This window comes from Winkia sp. C0117E2 (assembly GCF_056590455.1).
This window is the reverse complement of sequence record NZ_JBWPWD010000004.1, coordinates 260,748-276,251: the sequence shown is the minus strand read 5'-3', so window position 1 is coordinate 276,251 and position 15,504 is coordinate 260,748. Positions and strand designations below refer to the sequence as shown.

At 59.6% G+C, this 15,504-nt stretch carries 15 protein-coding genes; 6 read left to right on the top strand and 9 right to left on the bottom strand.

Features of this window, described 5'->3' with window-relative positions; all coding sequences use genetic code 11:
• Positions 1 to 321, bottom strand: a 321-nt coding sequence (locus tag AC1EKG_RS07355; RefSeq protein WP_481067795.1) for a hypothetical protein, incomplete at its 3' end; no start/stop codon positions are given.
• Here AC1EKG_RS07355 and AC1EKG_RS07350 point away from each other — a divergent pair.
• The 3 genes from AC1EKG_RS07350 to AC1EKG_RS07340 all read left to right on the top strand — a co-directional run bounded on the left by AC1EKG_RS07350 (position 307) and on the right by AC1EKG_RS07340 (position 4,943).
• Positions 307 to 915, top strand: a complete 609-nt coding sequence (locus AC1EKG_RS07350; protein WP_004807230.1) for a GNAT family N-acetyltransferase — start codon at positions 307 to 309, stop codon at positions 913 to 915. The two genes, AC1EKG_RS07355 and AC1EKG_RS07350, sit on opposite strands and share 15 nt — an antisense overlap.
• A 153-nt stretch (positions 916 to 1,068) precedes the next feature.
• Positions 1,069 to 3,594 carry an ATP-dependent Clp protease ATP-binding subunit gene (locus tag AC1EKG_RS07345; protein WP_004807232.1) on the top strand — a complete coding sequence of 842 codons (2,526 nt, stop codon included), beginning with the start codon at positions 1,069 to 1,071 and terminating at the stop codon, positions 3,592 to 3,594.
• A 104-nt stretch (positions 3,595 to 3,698) separates the two neighbouring features.
• The gene (locus tag AC1EKG_RS07340; protein WP_004807233.1) at positions 3,699 to 4,943 is read left to right on the top strand and encodes a TIGR04053 family radical SAM/SPASM domain-containing protein; all 1,245 of its coding nucleotides are present in this window, start codon (positions 3,699 to 3,701) and stop codon (positions 4,941 to 4,943) included.
• A gap of 24 nt (positions 4,944 to 4,967) precedes the next feature.
• Here the strand turns inward: AC1EKG_RS07340 and pdxT are convergent, their stop codons facing one another.
• A complete protein-coding gene (gene pdxT / locus AC1EKG_RS07335; protein ID WP_004807235.1) occupies positions 4,968 to 5,606 on the bottom strand; it encodes a pyridoxal 5'-phosphate synthase glutaminase subunit PdxT in 639 nt (212 codons plus the stop codon).
• Entirely contained in the window at positions 5,606 to 6,538 is a 933-nt protein-coding gene (pdxS, locus tag AC1EKG_RS07330; RefSeq protein WP_004807237.1) for a pyridoxal 5'-phosphate synthase lyase subunit PdxS, read from the bottom strand. The genes pdxT and pdxS overlap by 1 nt, the downstream gene beginning before the upstream one ends.
• A 185-nt stretch (positions 6,539 to 6,723) precedes the next feature.
• Between pdxS and AC1EKG_RS07325 the strand changes: the two genes are divergently transcribed.
• The 3 genes from AC1EKG_RS07325 to AC1EKG_RS07315 are packed head-to-tail and all read left to right on the top strand — an operon-like array spanning position 6,724 to position 9,576.
• The gene (locus AC1EKG_RS07325) at positions 6,724 to 7,833 is read left to right on the top strand and encodes an ABC transporter substrate-binding protein (protein ID WP_004807240.1); all 1,110 of its coding nucleotides are present in this window, start codon (positions 6,724 to 6,726) and stop codon (positions 7,831 to 7,833) included.
• The gene (locus AC1EKG_RS07320) at positions 7,826 to 8,815 is read left to right on the top strand and encodes a FecCD family ABC transporter permease (protein ID WP_004807242.1); all 990 of its coding nucleotides are present in this window, start codon (positions 7,826 to 7,828) and stop codon (positions 8,813 to 8,815) included. Before AC1EKG_RS07325 ends, AC1EKG_RS07320 begins: the two co-directional genes overlap by 8 nt.
• Positions 8,812 to 9,576, top strand: coding sequence for an ABC transporter ATP-binding protein (locus tag AC1EKG_RS07315; RefSeq protein WP_004807244.1), 765 nt, complete (start codon positions 8,812 to 8,814; stop codon positions 9,574 to 9,576). Before AC1EKG_RS07320 ends, AC1EKG_RS07315 begins: the two co-directional genes overlap by 4 nt.
• On the opposite strand, the gene AC1EKG_RS07310 is transcribed toward AC1EKG_RS07315, so the two are convergent.
• Genes AC1EKG_RS07310 through AC1EKG_RS07285 form a run of 6 tightly spaced genes read right to left on the bottom strand, consistent with a single transcriptional unit; the run spans position 9,573 to position 15,490 of the window.
• Complete coding sequence (locus AC1EKG_RS07310; RefSeq protein WP_481067794.1) at positions 9,573 to 10,457, bottom strand: FAD:protein FMN transferase; 885 nt, start codon at positions 10,455 to 10,457, stop codon at positions 9,573 to 9,575. The two genes, AC1EKG_RS07315 and AC1EKG_RS07310, sit on opposite strands and share 4 nt — an antisense overlap.
• Positions 10,441 to 10,956, bottom strand: a complete 516-nt coding sequence (locus AC1EKG_RS07305) for an FMN-binding protein (RefSeq protein WP_004807249.1) — start codon at positions 10,954 to 10,956, stop codon at positions 10,441 to 10,443. The genes AC1EKG_RS07310 and AC1EKG_RS07305 overlap by 17 nt, the downstream gene beginning before the upstream one ends.
• On the bottom strand, positions 10,953 to 11,678 hold the full coding sequence (locus AC1EKG_RS07300) for an ABC transporter ATP-binding protein (RefSeq protein WP_004807250.1): 726 nt from the start codon (positions 11,676 to 11,678) through the stop codon (positions 10,953 to 10,955). The genes AC1EKG_RS07305 and AC1EKG_RS07300 overlap by 4 nt, the downstream gene beginning before the upstream one ends.
• Before the next feature lie 10 nt (positions 11,679 to 11,688).
• On the bottom strand, positions 11,689 to 12,903 hold the full coding sequence (locus tag AC1EKG_RS07295; protein WP_004807252.1) for an ABC transporter permease: 1,215 nt from the start codon (positions 12,901 to 12,903) through the stop codon (positions 11,689 to 11,691).
• 3 nt (positions 12,904 to 12,906) lie between these two features.
• On the bottom strand, positions 12,907 to 14,181 hold the full coding sequence (locus tag AC1EKG_RS07290) for an ABC transporter permease (protein ID WP_004807254.1): 1,275 nt from the start codon (positions 14,179 to 14,181) through the stop codon (positions 12,907 to 12,909).
• 10 nt (positions 14,182 to 14,191) lie between these two features.
• Complete coding sequence (locus tag AC1EKG_RS07285) at positions 14,192 to 15,490, bottom strand: Fe-S-containing protein (protein ID WP_004807255.1); 1,299 nt, start codon at positions 15,488 to 15,490, stop codon at positions 14,192 to 14,194.
• Positions 15,491 to 15,504 lie beyond the last annotated feature (14 nt).

Below are 15,504 nucleotides of genomic sequence, written 5' to 3'. Positions count from 1 at the left end.
CTGAAAAGACGACATAGAAAAACCCGTTGGCCTCGAAAGGAAAATGGCTAAAACGAAAAAAATAAAACCTTTTACTCTTTGATTTTTGCGCCCCTGAAAGCGCAGATAAAACGACCAATAATCGGGTTTTCTGTAATCTGCAATGATTTGCGGCGGACGCTGCCACTCGCTGCCCATCCCGGCAGTATTTTGCCCGAAACTAGAGAACCGCCCCGCGTGATTCGCCCTACAATAGCTTGCGTTTTTGTCTAATTTTGCTAACTTAGAAGAGCGGATAAATTTAGAAATGCGAGGAATAAACAGAAATTGGTTCGCATCCAAGAAGCAAATAGTAACGAACAGATTAGACAAGCCGCACAGATTTTCGCAGATGCCTTCGCTAACGACCCCTCGTGCAGGGCAATGTTTCCCAGCGAAGAAGCCTGCCGCAAACTTATGGCCGCAGACGTAACGCTAGGCCTAAAAATCGGCTACATCTCCACACTCGACGTGGCGATTGACGAGGAAACCGGCAAGGTGATCGGTGCCCTTACCTCCCAGTCTCCAGACGGGAAGGTGAACAAGATTCGCAACACCCTGCTGGACATTTTTGAACGCTTTACTCCAAGCGGGCGGCGCGAACGCTTCCACGAAAGCAAGGTGGAAGCATTCCGCCCTCAGGAAAAGCACTGGTACCTGCGCACGCTCGGGGCGGCCCCCGAAGCGCGTGGGCAGGGCATCGGCTCGAAGCTGTTGCAGTACCGGTTGGGCATCATCGATTCTGACCCGGCTCCGGCGTTCCTGGAATCGACCACCCCCGCTAGCCAGCGGCTATACAAACGCTTTGGCTTCGAGACGGTGGCGGACGTGGCTACGCTGCCCGGGATTACGGTCTACGCCATGATCCGGCCAGCTAAAGTCAAAGCGCTGGTCTGAGCCAACTAGCGGCACTAAATAGTCAACCTAAAGGGCGTCCCCACTACCGAAAGGGGCGCCCTTTAACCTGTGCTGGCAGCGAACATTGCCGCAAGGGGGCGCGCGAAGCCTCCATAATGGAAGCAGTTTTTGCAATCGCCAAAAGGGAGTTTCATGTTCGAGCGGTTTACAGATCGGGCCCGCCGCGTCATCGTGCTGGCGCAGGACGAGGCTCGAAACCTCAACCACAATTACATCGGCACTGAACACCTACTGTTGGGGCTCATCACTGAGGGTGAAGGGGTTGCCGCCAAAGCCCTAGAGATGATGGACGTATCCCGCGACAAGGTGCGCGACGAAGTAGTGACCATCATTGGTTCGGGCGATCAGCCTGTCCCCGGGCACATCCCGTTTACTCCGCGCGCCAAGAAGGTACTCGAGCTGTCTTTGCGCGAGGCTCTTCAGCTCGGCCACAACTACATTGGCACCGAACATATTCTGCTTGGCCTAATTCGCGAGGGCGAGGGCGTGGCCGCCCAGGTGCTAACCAACCTGGGGGCTGACCTACAGACTGTGCGCCACAACGTAGTCCAGTTGCTTTCTGGCTACCAGGGCGGGCAGGCCGAGGGCGGGGAAACCGTCGGCGTCGGAGGCTCCTCCTCGCCACAGGGGCAAAAGTCCGGCTCGGCCATCTTGGACCAGTTCGGGCGCAACCTGACCAAGGCGGCCCACGAACAGAAGCTGGACCCGGTTATTGGCAGGAAGAACGAAATGGAAAGGGTCATGCAGATCCTTTCCCGCCGCACCAAGAACAACCCGGTGCTTATTGGCGAACCCGGCGTGGGCAAAACCTCCGTTGTCGAAGGCTTGGCACAGGCGATTGTGGCTGGCGACGTCCCAGAAACCCTGAAGGACAAGCAGCTTTACAGTCTGGACATGGGCTCGCTGGTGGCCGGTTCGCGTTACCGTGGCGATTTCGAAGAGCGTCTGAAGAAGGTACTGAAGGAAATCCGCACTCGCGGCGACATTATTCTTTTCATTGACGAGATCCACACCCTGGTAGGTGCGGGTGCCGCCGAGGGCGCAATCGATGCGGCTTCCATCTTGAAGCCGATGCTTGCCCGCGGCGAGCTGCAGACCATTGGTGCCACCACTAACGACGAGTACCGCAAGCACATCGAAAAGGATGCCGCCCTCGAACGCCGTTTCCAGCCGGTTCGGGTGGAACAGCCCACGGTTGAAGAGACGGAATTGATCTTGAAGGGGCTGCGCGACCGGTACGAAGCGCACCACCGCGTCATCATCACCGACGAGGCCATCAAGGCAGCGGCAACACTTTCCGACCGCTACATTTCTGACCGGTTCCTGCCGGACAAGGCGATCGACTTGATCGACGAGGCCGGTGCCCGCCTGCGCATTCGCCGCATGACCGCGCCGCCGGAACTTCGCGAGATTGACGAGAAGATTGCCGACGTGCGCCGCAAGAAGGAATCGGCGATCGACGATCAGGACTTCGAAGCCGCTGCATCCCTGCGCGACCAGGAAAAGAAGCTGTCCGAGGAGCGGGCGTCGAAGGAATCCGAGTGGAAGTCCGGCGACATGGACCGCATCGCCGAGGTGACGGAGGAATCCATCGCCGAGGTGCTGGCAATGTCTACCGGCATCCCGGTGTTCAAGCTAACCGAGACCGAATCTGCCAAGCTGCTGCACATGGAGGACGCGCTGCACAAGCGCATCATTGGCCAGGATGAGGCCGTGAAGGCCCTGTCCAAGTCGATCCGCCGTACCAGGGCTGGCCTGAAGGATCCGAAGCGTCCTGGCGGCTCGTTCATCTTTGCTGGCCCTACTGGCGTCGGCAAGACCGAGCTGGCAAAGGCTCTGGCCGAATTCCTGTTCGGCGACGAGGACGCCCTGATCCAACTGGATATGTCCGAGTTCGGCGAGAAGCACACCTCTTCCCGCCTGTTCGGTGCCCCTCCGGGATACGTCGGCTTTGACGAGGGCGGCGAGCTAACCGAGAAGGTCCGTCGCAGGCCCTTCAGCGTCGTCCTCTTCGACGAGGTAGAGAAGGCCCACCCGGACATCTTCAACACCCTGTTGCAGATCCTGGAAGACGGCCGCCTGACCGATTCGCAGGGGCGCCTGGTCGACTTCAAGAACACGGTCATCATCATGACCACCAACTTGGGTACGCGCGACATCAATAAGGGAGTCATGACCGGTTTCCAGGCCGCTGGGGAACTGTCTACCGACTACGACCGCATGCGCTCGAAGGTCTCGGAAGAGCTGAAGCAGCACTTCCGCCCCGAGTTCCTAAACCGTGTGGACGAGGTTGTAGTGTTCCCGCCGCTGAAGCGCAACGAGATCGTGCGCATCGTGGACCTGATGATGGGCCAGCTTTCCGAGCGCATGGCCGATCGCAACATGAAGATCGAACTGACCGCCGATGCTCGCGAACTGCTAGCGGACAAGGGCTACGATCCGGTGCTCGGTGCCCGTCCGTTGCGCAGGGCTATTCAACGCGAGATCGAGGATCCGCTGTCCGAGAAGATCCTGTTTGGCGATTTCAAGGATGGCGAGTCCGTGCAGGTTGACGTCGATCCAGACAATCCGCTGGAATTCGTGTTCAACCACCTGGGCGAAACCGTCCTAGAAGGTCAGCAAGAGGGCCAGCAGGAAGAACAGGTAGAGGCCGAATAGGCATTACAAGCACATAAGAATGTGGGCGGGGCGAAGGCCCCGCCCACACGTGTTTTCTGACGAGTAAAATGCGCCTGTCAAAAACCCGAATTTAGGAGTGAGCGATGGCTCCCCACCCACATGCCCTCTCAACTGGAAAAACGCGTAAGCACCCGGTGGTTCGCCAGATTAGACACGACTTAACGAAAAAGCCATTTATTGCAATTTGGGAAGTGACGCGAGCCTGCGCCCTCGTCTGCAAACACTGCCGTGCCGAGGCGCAGCCGCACGCTGCCCCCGGACAGCTGAGCACTGAGCAGGGGAAGAACCTCCTGGAACAGCTGGCGGCATATGACAAGCCGCGGCCGCTAGTGGTGTTCACCGGCGGGGATTGCTTTGAACGCAAAGACCTGGTGGAACTTGTCCAATACGGCACTGATTTGGGCCTGTCCGTATCGATTTCGCCCTCGGTGACCCCGCTGTTCACCCGCGAACGGCTGCAGGCTCTGCGCGACGCGGGCGGCAAGGCCATGTCGGTATCGATGGACGGAGCCACCCCAGAAACCCACGACGCCTTTCGGGGCATTACGGGTACTTTCGAGAAGACGGTCGAAGCCACCCGCAGGATCAACGAGGTAGGTTTCCGCCTGCAAATAAACTCCACGCTTACCCGCGGCAACATTCACGAGGCACCGGCAATGCTGGCGAAGGCCATAGAGCTGGAAGCCTTCATGTGGTACGTGTTCTTCCTGGTGCCTACCGGGCGCGGATCCCAGCTGAACATGCTCAGTCCTGCCGAACGCGAGGACGTGCTGCACTGGTTGCATGACGTGTCGGACCGAATCGCCATCAAAACCACGGAGGCGCCCCAATACCGCCGCGTTGCCTTCCAGCGCGATGAAGCACAGCAAAAGGGCGAGGCTTTGCCCGAGCGCGGCGAGCTCTACCACTGGCTGAGCGAGGAGACGACGCGGCTGATAGGGGCGCACGCCCGCAAGCCGCGGCTGCCACGCACGCCCTTGGCTATCAATTCCGGCTCTGGCTTCGTATTCATTGACCACGTTGGGGGCGTCTACCCGTCAGGGTTCCTGCCCATTCACGTGGGCTCGGTAAAAGACACCCCCTTGGCTGACCTGTACGCCAACAGCCAGGTTATGCGCGACCTGCGCACGCCCTCGGCATTCCACGGCAAGTGCGGGGTGTGCAAGTACAACCACTTCTGTGGCGGTTCCAGGTCAACGGCATACGCACTTACCGGCGACCCCTTGGCTAGCGATCCCACCTGCGTCTATGTGCCAGACGGGTACGACGGGCCCATGCCTAAGGGGTGGTCTGCCGACTCGCGGCCGTTGCCCCCAGGCTGCAACTAAGAGCTGCCTGAGGGCGGAGGGCCGCTAGGCCAGACGGTTTAGCAGGTCGGTGTGGAAGGTGGCGTCCCCGGTTAGTTCCGGGTGGAAGGACAGGGCCACAATGTTGTTCCCACGGACGGCAACAATGTCGCCATCTTCTTCAAGGCCCCCCTGCTCGGGCATGCGCCTGGCGAGCACCTGCACGTCCTCACCCACGCGCACAATCTTCGGCGCCCTGATGAAGGCGCCTCGAACGGGCCCCAAGGTGGTATCCAAGGTTACTTCTGCCGAGGCAGTCTGCGAGCCGTAGACATTCCTAGAGACGGTCGTATCCAATACCCCCAGGCTGGTCTGGCCAGGGGCGGCATCTAGCACCTTCCTGGACACCAAAATCATGCCGGCACACGTAGCCAGGCAGGGCAGGCCGTCTGCCAACAGGTCGGCCAGCAGCTGCTTCATATTGAAGATCTTCAGCAGCCGGTCAATGGTAGAAGATTCCCCGCCGGGCAACACGATGCCATCCAGGTGGGATTCCAGGTCTGCTTCTTTCCGCACCAGGCGCACCGTGGCGCCCAGGTCAGAAAGCATCTGAGCGTGCTCGGCAACCCCGCCTTGCAGGGCCAAAACTCCAATAGTAGGCCCGGAACCCGACTGGCGGGTTCCGGGCAATACCTGTGCCTTCATTACCAGCCGCGCTCCGCTAGGCGGTGCGGGGCAGGAAGGTCGGCAACGTTGATGCCAACCATGGCCTCGCCCAGGCCACGAGAGACGTCGGCAACTACTGCCGGATCGTCGTACTGGGCAACGGCCTTCACGATCGCCTTTGCGCGTGCCTCGGGGTTGCCGGACTTGAAGATGCCGGAACCGACGAACACGCCCTCGGCGCCCAGCTGCATCATCATGGCCGCGTCTGCCGGGGTGGCTACACCGCCCGCAACGAAGAGGACGACGGGCAGCTTGCCCTCGCGTGCCACTTCCTCGACGATCTCGTAAGGAGCCTGCAGTTCCTTAGCGGCAACGTACAGTTCCTCGGGGTTGGCCTGGTAGGTGGCCTGCAGCTTCGCGATCTGCGCGCGAATGGTGCGAATATGGGTGGTTGCCTCCGACACGTCGCCGGTGCCGGCCTCGCCCTTGGAACGGATCATGGCCGCGCCCTCGGCAATACGACGGATCGCCTCACCCAGGTTGGTAGCACCGCAGACGAAGGGGACCTTGAAATCGTGCTTGTCGATGTGGTGGGCGTAGTCGGCGGGGGAGAGTACTTCGGACTCGTCAATGTAGTCGACGCCCAGGTGCTCCAGGACCTGTGCTTCAACAAAGTGGCCGATGCGGGCCTTTGCCATGACCGGAATGGACACTTCGTCGATGATGGAGTCAATCAGATCCGGATCGGACATGCGGGCCACGCCGCCCTGGGCGCGAATGTCGGCAGGAACGCGTTCCAGAGCCATTACGGCAACTGCGCCTGCGTCCTCGGCAATACGAGCCTGTTCGGGAGTGACCACGTCCATGATCACCCCGCCCTTCAGCATGTCAGCCAAGCCGCGCTTGACTAGAGGGGAACCGGTACGAACTTCTTTTTCTGCGTCGCCCTTAGCGACATTGTTTTTCGTCATGACTCAATCTTGGCGGTAATTCTGGTCTAGCGCAAGATCCAGAAAAAGCGAAAACCAATAGACCAGTATTCTAGGCTGAGGTAGTCCGCAGATGCGGGATAGGGGTAGCTAATTTGCCATTTATGATTGAATTTATGAAGAACCGCACTGGATTTGCGGAATGTTTATAGAAAGTAGATATACCAATGCGAACCTCTAGAATCCTGGCTGCACTGCTGCCGCTAGCGCTCGTGCCGGCATTGGCCGGCTGTGGAGAACAGGCCAAAAATACCGATGCGAAGACGTCTGCTTCCCAAAGTCAGCAGGCCTCTAAGGAACTGAAATTTACAGACCAGGCCGACCACCAGGTGTCGGTCAAAGTCCCCGTGAAGCGTATGGTTGTGCTGCAACACCACAGCGCGGACATCCTTGCCCAGCTGGGAGCCCAAAAACAGGTAGTGGGCATCGAACAGAAGTGGAAACGCAACCTTGGAGACTACATGGTCGATGTGTTCCCGGGAATCGAGAAGCTGCCCACTCCGGGGCAACTCGACTCCATGAACGTCGAGCAGGTTGCAGCGCTGAAACCTGACATCGTCATCGTCGCCTCCCAAGCCAATCCCGCAGACCTGAAGAAGCTCGACGGCCTAAAGATCCCCTACGCCACGGTGTCCCTGCGTGCCGAGGGCAAGCAGGAAGAAGCCCAGAACCCGCGGCTGGCAGATTCAGACAAGGCCTACACCGACGGGCTGGAATGGTCCGTAAAGACCTTGGGGAAGCTGACCGGTAAGGAAGAAAAGGCCAAGAAACTGTGGGACTTCACCACGCAGTCCCGCAAATATGTAGAAGACAAAGTTGGCAAGGTTGCCGAACCCAAGACGGTGCTAGTTGCTAACGAGGGCGAACAAACCTACGGCAACGACAAGTACGTGGGCGCCCAGATGGTGCGCGCAGGCGCAAAGAACGTGGCTGCCGACGACATCCAGGGGTACAAGCAGTACAACTTCGAACAGGCCCTTGCCTGGGACCCCGACTATGTAGTGGTGCAGGACCGCTACCCGGAGGTGTACAAGGAAGTGACCACCGCGCCGAAGTGGCAGGCGATGCGCGCGGTCAAGGAGGGCAACGTCATCAAGGCCCCATACTGGACCAAGCCGTGGGGTAACCCCGATACCGATTCGATGGCCCTGGGCGAACCCTACTTCGCCCACAAGTTCTACCCGAACCTGGTAAGCGCCGACTACGTCCAGAAGAGGGTGGAAGACTTCTACAAGACCTTCTACGGCGTCCTCTTCAAGGGCAAAGTCAGTGAGTAAAACTACCCGCCTGGCCAGCGCAATCGGATTCGTAGTAGTGCCGGTCGCGCTGGCCTTGGCAGCTGCGGCAATCGGGGCTTTCCCCATCCCGCTGTCGCAGGTATTAGCGGCATTGGTAGGCAAAGCCGACCCCCAGATGGCAACTGTGCTGTACACGGTTCGCCTGCCCCGCATCGGCGCTGCCATCCTAGTGGGGGCGGCGCTCGCGGGGGCCGGTGCCGTATACCAGGCCATCTTTCACAACCCGCTGTCTTCGCCCTACACGCTCGGGGTAGCTAACGGAGCCGGCTTTGGGGCTGGCTTGGCCATCATCTTCGGAGCCTCCTCCATCCTGATCCAGGCCAGTGCCGTGGGGTGGGCAATCGTATCGGTTGGGCTCACCTTCTTACTGGCTAATGCCTCCCGGTCTGGACCGGTCACGTTGATCCTGTCGGGCATGCTGGTAGGTGCCTTCTTCGCCTCCCTTGTGTCATTCCTGAAATTCGTTGCTGACCCGTACGAAAAACTGCCCCAGATTGTCTTTTGGCTGATGGGTTCCATCTCGGCCATCTCAACTGCGCAGCTGCTGTCTATCCTGCCCGCCCTCGCCGTGGCCGGGGTAGTGATAGCGGCGTTCCTGTGGCGGCTGAACGCTATCAGTTTTGACGACAGATTTGCCCGGTCAATCGGCATCAACGTGACTACAGAACGCGCCGTCGTTCTTTTTGCCGCATCCGTACTAGCGGCCGTCGTAATTTCGGTGGCCGGCATCGTCGGCTGGGTAGGGGTAGTGGTGCCCCACTTCGCTCGCATGATAGTAGGTAACGACATGCGCAAAGTATTTGCCGCCTCCCTGTCCATGGGAGCCACGATGCTGCTAGGAATCGATCTGTTGGCTCGGACTCTAACCTCTGGGGAACTGCCACTAGGGGTGCTTACCGGCATCGTGGGGGTACCCATTTTCCTATTCCTGATAGTGCGAGGGCGGGTGAGCTTCGAATGATCGAGGTTGCCCACCTAGATTTCTCCTACGGGTCCCACCAGGTGTTACACGATGTTTCTTTCCGCATCGAGGCGGGGCAAATATTGAGCCTGCTAGGCCCAAACGGCATCGGCAAATCCACCCTCTTGGAACTGTTAGTAGGGTCCCTGAAACCGGGTCGCGGCAAGGTCTTATTGCAGGGCAAGGAAGCAAGTGCGCTCACCCCCAAGCAGATTGCCCACCAGGTGGCATATGTGCCCCAGCAGCTGCGCGCCGCATTCAACTTCTCGGTGCTCGAGGTGGTCACTATGGCCCGCACTGGAAGGCAGGGGTACTTCGCTTCGCCCTCGAAAGCCGACCGCGAGGTGGCCCAGCAGTGTCTGCAAACAATGGGGATCACCCACCTGGCAGACAAAGGCTACTCCCAGATTTCGGGAGGCGAACGCCAACTTTGTTCCCTAGCAGGTGCGCTAGCCCAGGACACCAAGGTAATAGTGCTAGACGAACCGACCTCGCATCTAGATCCCGCCCGCGCCCATATGCTGCTAAAACAATTGCGCGAACTGAACCAGCAACTGGGCAAAACCATTGTTCTTACCACCCACGACCCAAACCACGCCTTCTACTTGGGCGGATCGGTGCTGGCCTTGGCACGCGGTCGAGTAGCCGCATTCGGGCCGGTAGCTGAAGTAGCCACTGAGAAGTGTCTTGCCAGCCTATACGGTTGCCCCTTCACCCTGGGGCGTGTTGCTGGATGCACTGTGGCCGTGATTGCTGACTAGGAACGGGCCACTACGGTTACGCCCTCGAATAGAGCAGGAGGCATCTTGCCCACCAGCGCTGCCGTGGAACAGACCTCGGCCCGCATCCCGTTCGCGCAAGTAACGCTAACCTGGCGGGTGCCACTCGCGGCGGGACGCCCGGTGGCCGGATCGATGATGTGGTGCACCACCTGCCCCGATACCAGCTCGGGCAAGCACTGCAAGTAGTCTCCGGAGGTCGACAGCGAAGTGTGGGAGGAAAGCTCTACCACCTGCGAAATGGAGTCGACCCCTGCACGGATCCCCACAGTCCAGGGGCCTCCCAGCGTGGCTATAGAGGAGGTGCCGATGTCTACCAGGGCCCGCTCTATTCCCTCCTGTTCGCACAGGTCCCTGACCCGATCTGCCGCGTACCCTTTTGCTACCCCGCCGAGGTCGAGCATGCTACCTTCGCGAAGCCGGAAACGGAGTCCGCCGCCGTGTTCTAGAAGGTCTGTGGAGCAACTTGCACGGGCCGCAGCGATGGCGTCCTCTGAGGGGAGAGTAGGCGTCGTTCCGGCAGCTAACGCGGCCAGGTAGGCTTTGACGTCCCATAACTGGGCCAGCCGACCGATCAGGGGAGAGAAGGCCCCCTGCGAGAGCGCAGCGAGGTCCATGGTGGCAACCAGTACCCGGCCGGTCATCGGGTGGACTTGTACCCACCCGCCCCGGTTCAACTTCGAGATGTCAGAATCGGGTAAAAACTTAGACAGCAGCTGTTCCAGGCGAAACAATTCGCCCGCCACCTTCTGCTTTACCGAGTCAGGTAGCGGGGTAGCGGTGGTAATTGTAGCTACCGTCCCCATGGTGGGGACGGCAAAACGGCTGCGGTCTGAAAGAGCTGCCTTAGTAGTCTTCGTCATCCAACTTCAACGACGGGACGTCGATGCTGTCTACCGCTCCGTCATCCTTGACTCCCTGCGACTTGTAAATGGCTCGAACCGCGGCCTGCAAGAACTGACTGTGGGCTACCGTTGCTCCCGAGATGACGTCTACCTTCGTGGGGTCGCCCACCTCGGTCAGCTTCTTCGAATACTGGTCGTAGGAATGGACCACCGCCTGGGCGCGTTCGTAGTATTCCTGGTTACCTACCTCGCCGCCCTTGGTCTTGCCGTATTCCTTGTCCTTGACCTGCCCGTCTGCGGTCTTGGTCTGGTATTTCGTGTCGGTGATCTTCCCGTCCTTGACGGTGATCTGCACGGTACCAACCGCGCCCTGTTCGTCGGGGTTAGAGGCGCCCTCGAAAGTGCCGTCCTTTAGCGGCTTGGACATGTCCACCAACTGTGGCGGGGTGCAGGCACTTAGTACTACGGCCCCCAACATGCCAAACGCTGCCAGTTGCAGCGACTTCTTTGCGCTCACTTTGCCTCCTTGAGGATTGACCCAATGCCGGTGCGGTCGAAGCCTTCGCCCAACTTGTGGTTAGCTTCGCCCACCACCTTGCCGTGGTCCAAGCGAATTTCGCGGGTACCCTGGCTGGCCACCGTGGTGTCGTGTGTCACCACGATCAGCGTGGTGCCGTCCTTGTGCAGCTGCTTGAAAATGTCGAGCACAATGCGCTCATTCTTTTCGTCGAGGTTGCCGGTTGGTTCATCCGCAAGCACCAGCTTGGGGTAGTTTATCAGCGCTCTAGCAACGCAAACACGCTGCTGCTCCCCACCGGACAGCTGCGAGGGCAGGTGGCCGGCACGCTCCGCCAGCCCCACCCGATCAAGGGCGGCTAGCGCCTCCTTCTCGTCGGGCAGCGAATGGTAGTACTGGGCCACCATCACATTTTCGAGGGCGGTCAGGTGCCCAATCAGGTGGAACTGCTGGAAAATTAGGCCGATGGTTTCGCGCCGCAATTGCGTCAGATCGTGTTTGCTGGCCTTGGAAATGTCGTGGCCATCCAGCGTAACCTGGCCCTTCGAGGCCGTGTCCATGCACCCAATAATGTTCATCATGGTGGTCTTGCCAGACCCGGACGGGCCTACGATCGACAACCAGTCTCCCTGCTTTACAGTCAGGTCGACGTTGTCCAGGGCGTGCAGGTCGCCGTAGATCTTCGATACGCCTTGCAGCTGCAAGAGGGCGTCTTCACTCACTTTGAACTCCTTACTCTCCGCGCAGTACCAGGGCGGGATCGACTTCAACGGCTCGGCGCACAGGAATGGCGCTGGCCAGCGTAGATACGATGATGGACAGGATGATCGTGCCGAAGATGACCGACCAGTGCAGGGCCACAGTGCGGTGGAAAACGTTCAGCGAGATCACCTGTGCCAGGCCGTAGCCTAGGGCCGCCCCGGCGACGCCACCGACCAGGCCTAGGACTACGCCCTCGCCCAAGAATTCGGTGACAATGGACTTATCTTCAGCGCCGAGTGCCTTGCGCAAACCAATTTCGTTGCGCCGCTCAGTCACTACCGCCATCATGGTGGTGGACACGCCGATCATGATCAGTGCCAGCACGATCACCGTGATGATGACCATCAGCGAGCGCAGCATGTCCAGCACGGATGCATCCGAGTGGGCCAGTCGCGCTACCGGGGTGGCGGTGTAGTCGGCGTTCTTGGACACCTTCTCCGACAGGCTTTGCAGCGAATCCGAAGAAGCCGCAATCGAGAATTCGGCTACGGTAAGCGCAAACGGGTGCCCGGTCAACTGTTGCATGTCCTGCGGGAACATGTAGACGAAGCCGTCTTCGGGGCCACCAGTTTCGACGATGCCGGCCACCTCAACTGTTAGCTTTTGCGTCTTCCCGCCAGCTCCCGGGGCAGACTTCGAATAGTCGATGCTGCCGTCCTTCGCGGTGGGGGAGGGCTGCTTGGGCTGCGAGCTTTGCTTTTCAGCCAGCTTGGTCAGTTCGATCTGCGAGCCGCGCTTTGCCTCTGTTGCGTTCGCAATCTGCTTGCCAAGAAGGACGCTACCGGCCTTCTTCGGCCAGGCACCATCTACGTACCAGTACGGGGACATTTTGCGGACCGCGTTCAGGTCTGCGCCCACCGACACGTAGGGGAGGTCGTTGATGGTGATGGGCTGGTATTCGTAGCCCACAGCGCCTACCAGCGAGCCGTCCGGCACCTGCTTGGACACGTCCTGGACGACTTTCTTGTCCAGCGTCTTGCCTTCGCCTTGTGGCAGCACCACCATGTTCGCGCCGTAAGAGCGCATCTCCCGGGCCATCTGCCGGGGCACGTCCACCGCAATCGTGGCGAGGGCGGACAGGGTAGTAGCGCCAATTGCTACAGCCAGCATCGCTACCAGCACGCGCGAGCGGCGGCGCACGATGGAGGCCATGACCATGCGCAGAAACATTTTGCGTTTGTTCACGATTTACCTCCCGTGGAGCACTTCGGTCGGACGCAGCTTCAGCAGGAAGCGCACTGCTGGGATGGACCCGCCTACCACTACCAGTAGGACGAGGGCGGCTACGATGCCTGCCACTGCGGGGATTACCGTGATGGACGAGCCGAAGACCAGGTGGCCGATCAGCTGGGCGAGTCCGATTCCCGCCCCATAGCCGACGAGCCCGCCGACTAAGCCGATCAGAACGATTTCGGTAAGTAGCAGCCCGGCCACGGCGCGGTCGCGTGCGCCCAGGGCCTTTAGGAGCCCAATTTCGCGGGCGCGTTCCATTACGTTAGCGGTCACTAGGTTGGCAATGGCGAGGGCGGATCCTGCCATTGACAGGACCGTCACCAAGACCATCAACAACTGGGTCTTTTCTAGTATTGTGCCTTCCGACTGGGCCACCGCGCGCACCGGCCTGGCTACCGAGTCGGGGATCGCCTCTTCAATCTGGTAGGCGATGGAAGAGACGTAGGCGGTGCAGTACCAGGTTTCCTTCTCGGAAATTGACAGGGACTTGGGGTCCTTCGCTGCCTTGCGGGCCAGTTCGTTGTCAGGGGTAGTAAGCGCCGAAACTTCTACCTGCCCCACGGCGCCGGGCTTCTTCAGCAACTGTTGTGGCACCGAAATGTCGGCGTACACCTGCCGGTCCTCTTCGCCTCCGGTATTTACGATCGCGCGAGCGGTCACGGCAGCGGAAGCGCCTTCCTCGGAAATGGTGAAAGTATCACCCACCTTGATGTTCGCATCCTTGGCCACCTTCGCACCTACGATGGCGCCCCTGGTGTCTCCCTTCACCGGCCAGTTGCCCTGCAGCTTCCACCAGCCCCGCAGATTTTCCAGGCCCGTGTCATACTTTTCGCCCGACGGTAGATCCATGTGCTTGTTGAACCAGGTGCCAACCACGCGCACAGTGTTACCGCCAACCTGCGCGTCAGTGTCCAGCAGGGGAGCGAAATCCAAAATGTTGTAGGTCCAGAAGATCGTCTTGATGTTGCCCAGAGAATCTTCCTTCAAGTAGGACTGCTGGCGTTGACTCTGCTTGAAGTTGTACAAGTCCTGAATCACCGCGGCGCCCTTGGGGCGAACCACAATATTTGCGCCGTAAGCCTTCAGTTCCTGGGAGACCTTGTCGCCAACGCCGAACATGACAGACAGCATTGCGGTAGCCACCGAGGCGCCCAGAGCTACCGTTGCCATGATCATGAGCCTTCGCCCACGTTGGCGGAATAGGGCTCCTTTTATCATTCGCAAAAACATATATTCCGCCTTACTTGAAAATCTTTACCGAACCTTCGAGGGCGGACTTGGGGACGGTAAGTTTGCCCTCAGTCACCGAGTACTCCAGTGGGATGGGGTTACATCCGCCCTTGAACCCGATGGTCGCAATGTTCATTGCTACTTCGCAAAGCTTGCAAATGACATGCCCATCTTTTTCGTAGTAGCCGGAGGCGCCGCAAATGTCGCAGGCATCCAAGCCTACGCCGTAGGCGCTGCCGGCCTTCTTGATGACGATGAAGCGTACCTTGGTGCCATCCTTGGTCGGGTACTCGAAGCGGTGCAGGTGTCCGTCGTCAATCTGCTTTAGCGGGATCACCACGTTGGTGCCCTCTTCCTGGAATGCCTCCGGAGGGGACAGCTGGATCTCGCCGCTAGCAAAGTGAGCGCCCACAGTCAGCACGATCAGCGAGATGACCATGGCAATTACGTTGGTCCAGCCTGCCCTGCGCATCGAGCGCGAGCGGGCCCTCTTGAGCCTCTTCGCAGCCGGGTTCGGCCCGGAAATCTTTAGTGCCCGTCCTCGTACGTATAGGTAGATGGCGGCGCAAACGGTAATAGCCACGGCTGCGAAAGTGAGCATCGGTTCGTGGTTTACCAGGAAAGTCAAAAATGCTACGCCGGCAGGAACCAGGTAGATCGCCCTGATCGAGTACAACAGGCGCAGCAGCAAAAACACGTGCCCGGAGCTAACGAGCAGCATGAACAGGGTAGTAATGATTAGCGCGAAGGTGGGACGCACGCGGCACATGCGGGCGACCCCCAGTCCGGCCACCAGCACCAGCGCTAGTCCCAGGCAGTAGCCCACAATGTTCAAGAAAGTGGGAGTGGAAAAGAAAGTGGCACCCACGGGAACGAAGGTGCGTGCCTGCATGTAAACCTGCTGGCTGGCCCTGAACACTGTTAGGACAACCCACAGGGAACCGCACAGCTGGGCTGCCAGCGCCCACGGGCGGCGGACCGGCCTATCAGAGGGCGAAAGCGGCATCGCCTTCAGCGTTTTCCGCCCATTGATCCAGATGAGCACCAGCGTTACCAGTCCCAAGCCAATAGTCGGCTCCAAGGTAGTCAGCGTTAGGTGCTGCCGGTCAAAACGAATAATGGAATACAGGTGCACAATGACCATCGCCAGCCCCAACAGGGCCCCCAGCACCGTGCCCCACAAGACAGGGCGGGAACCCGGACGAACCGGGTCCCCGCCACTTGCCAGTGCAAGGGTAGGCGACAGTGCTCCCAACGTTAGGGACACGAGTAGCAGTGAAGCGACTACTTGTACCAGTTGTTCGAGCACTATCTTTCCTACCT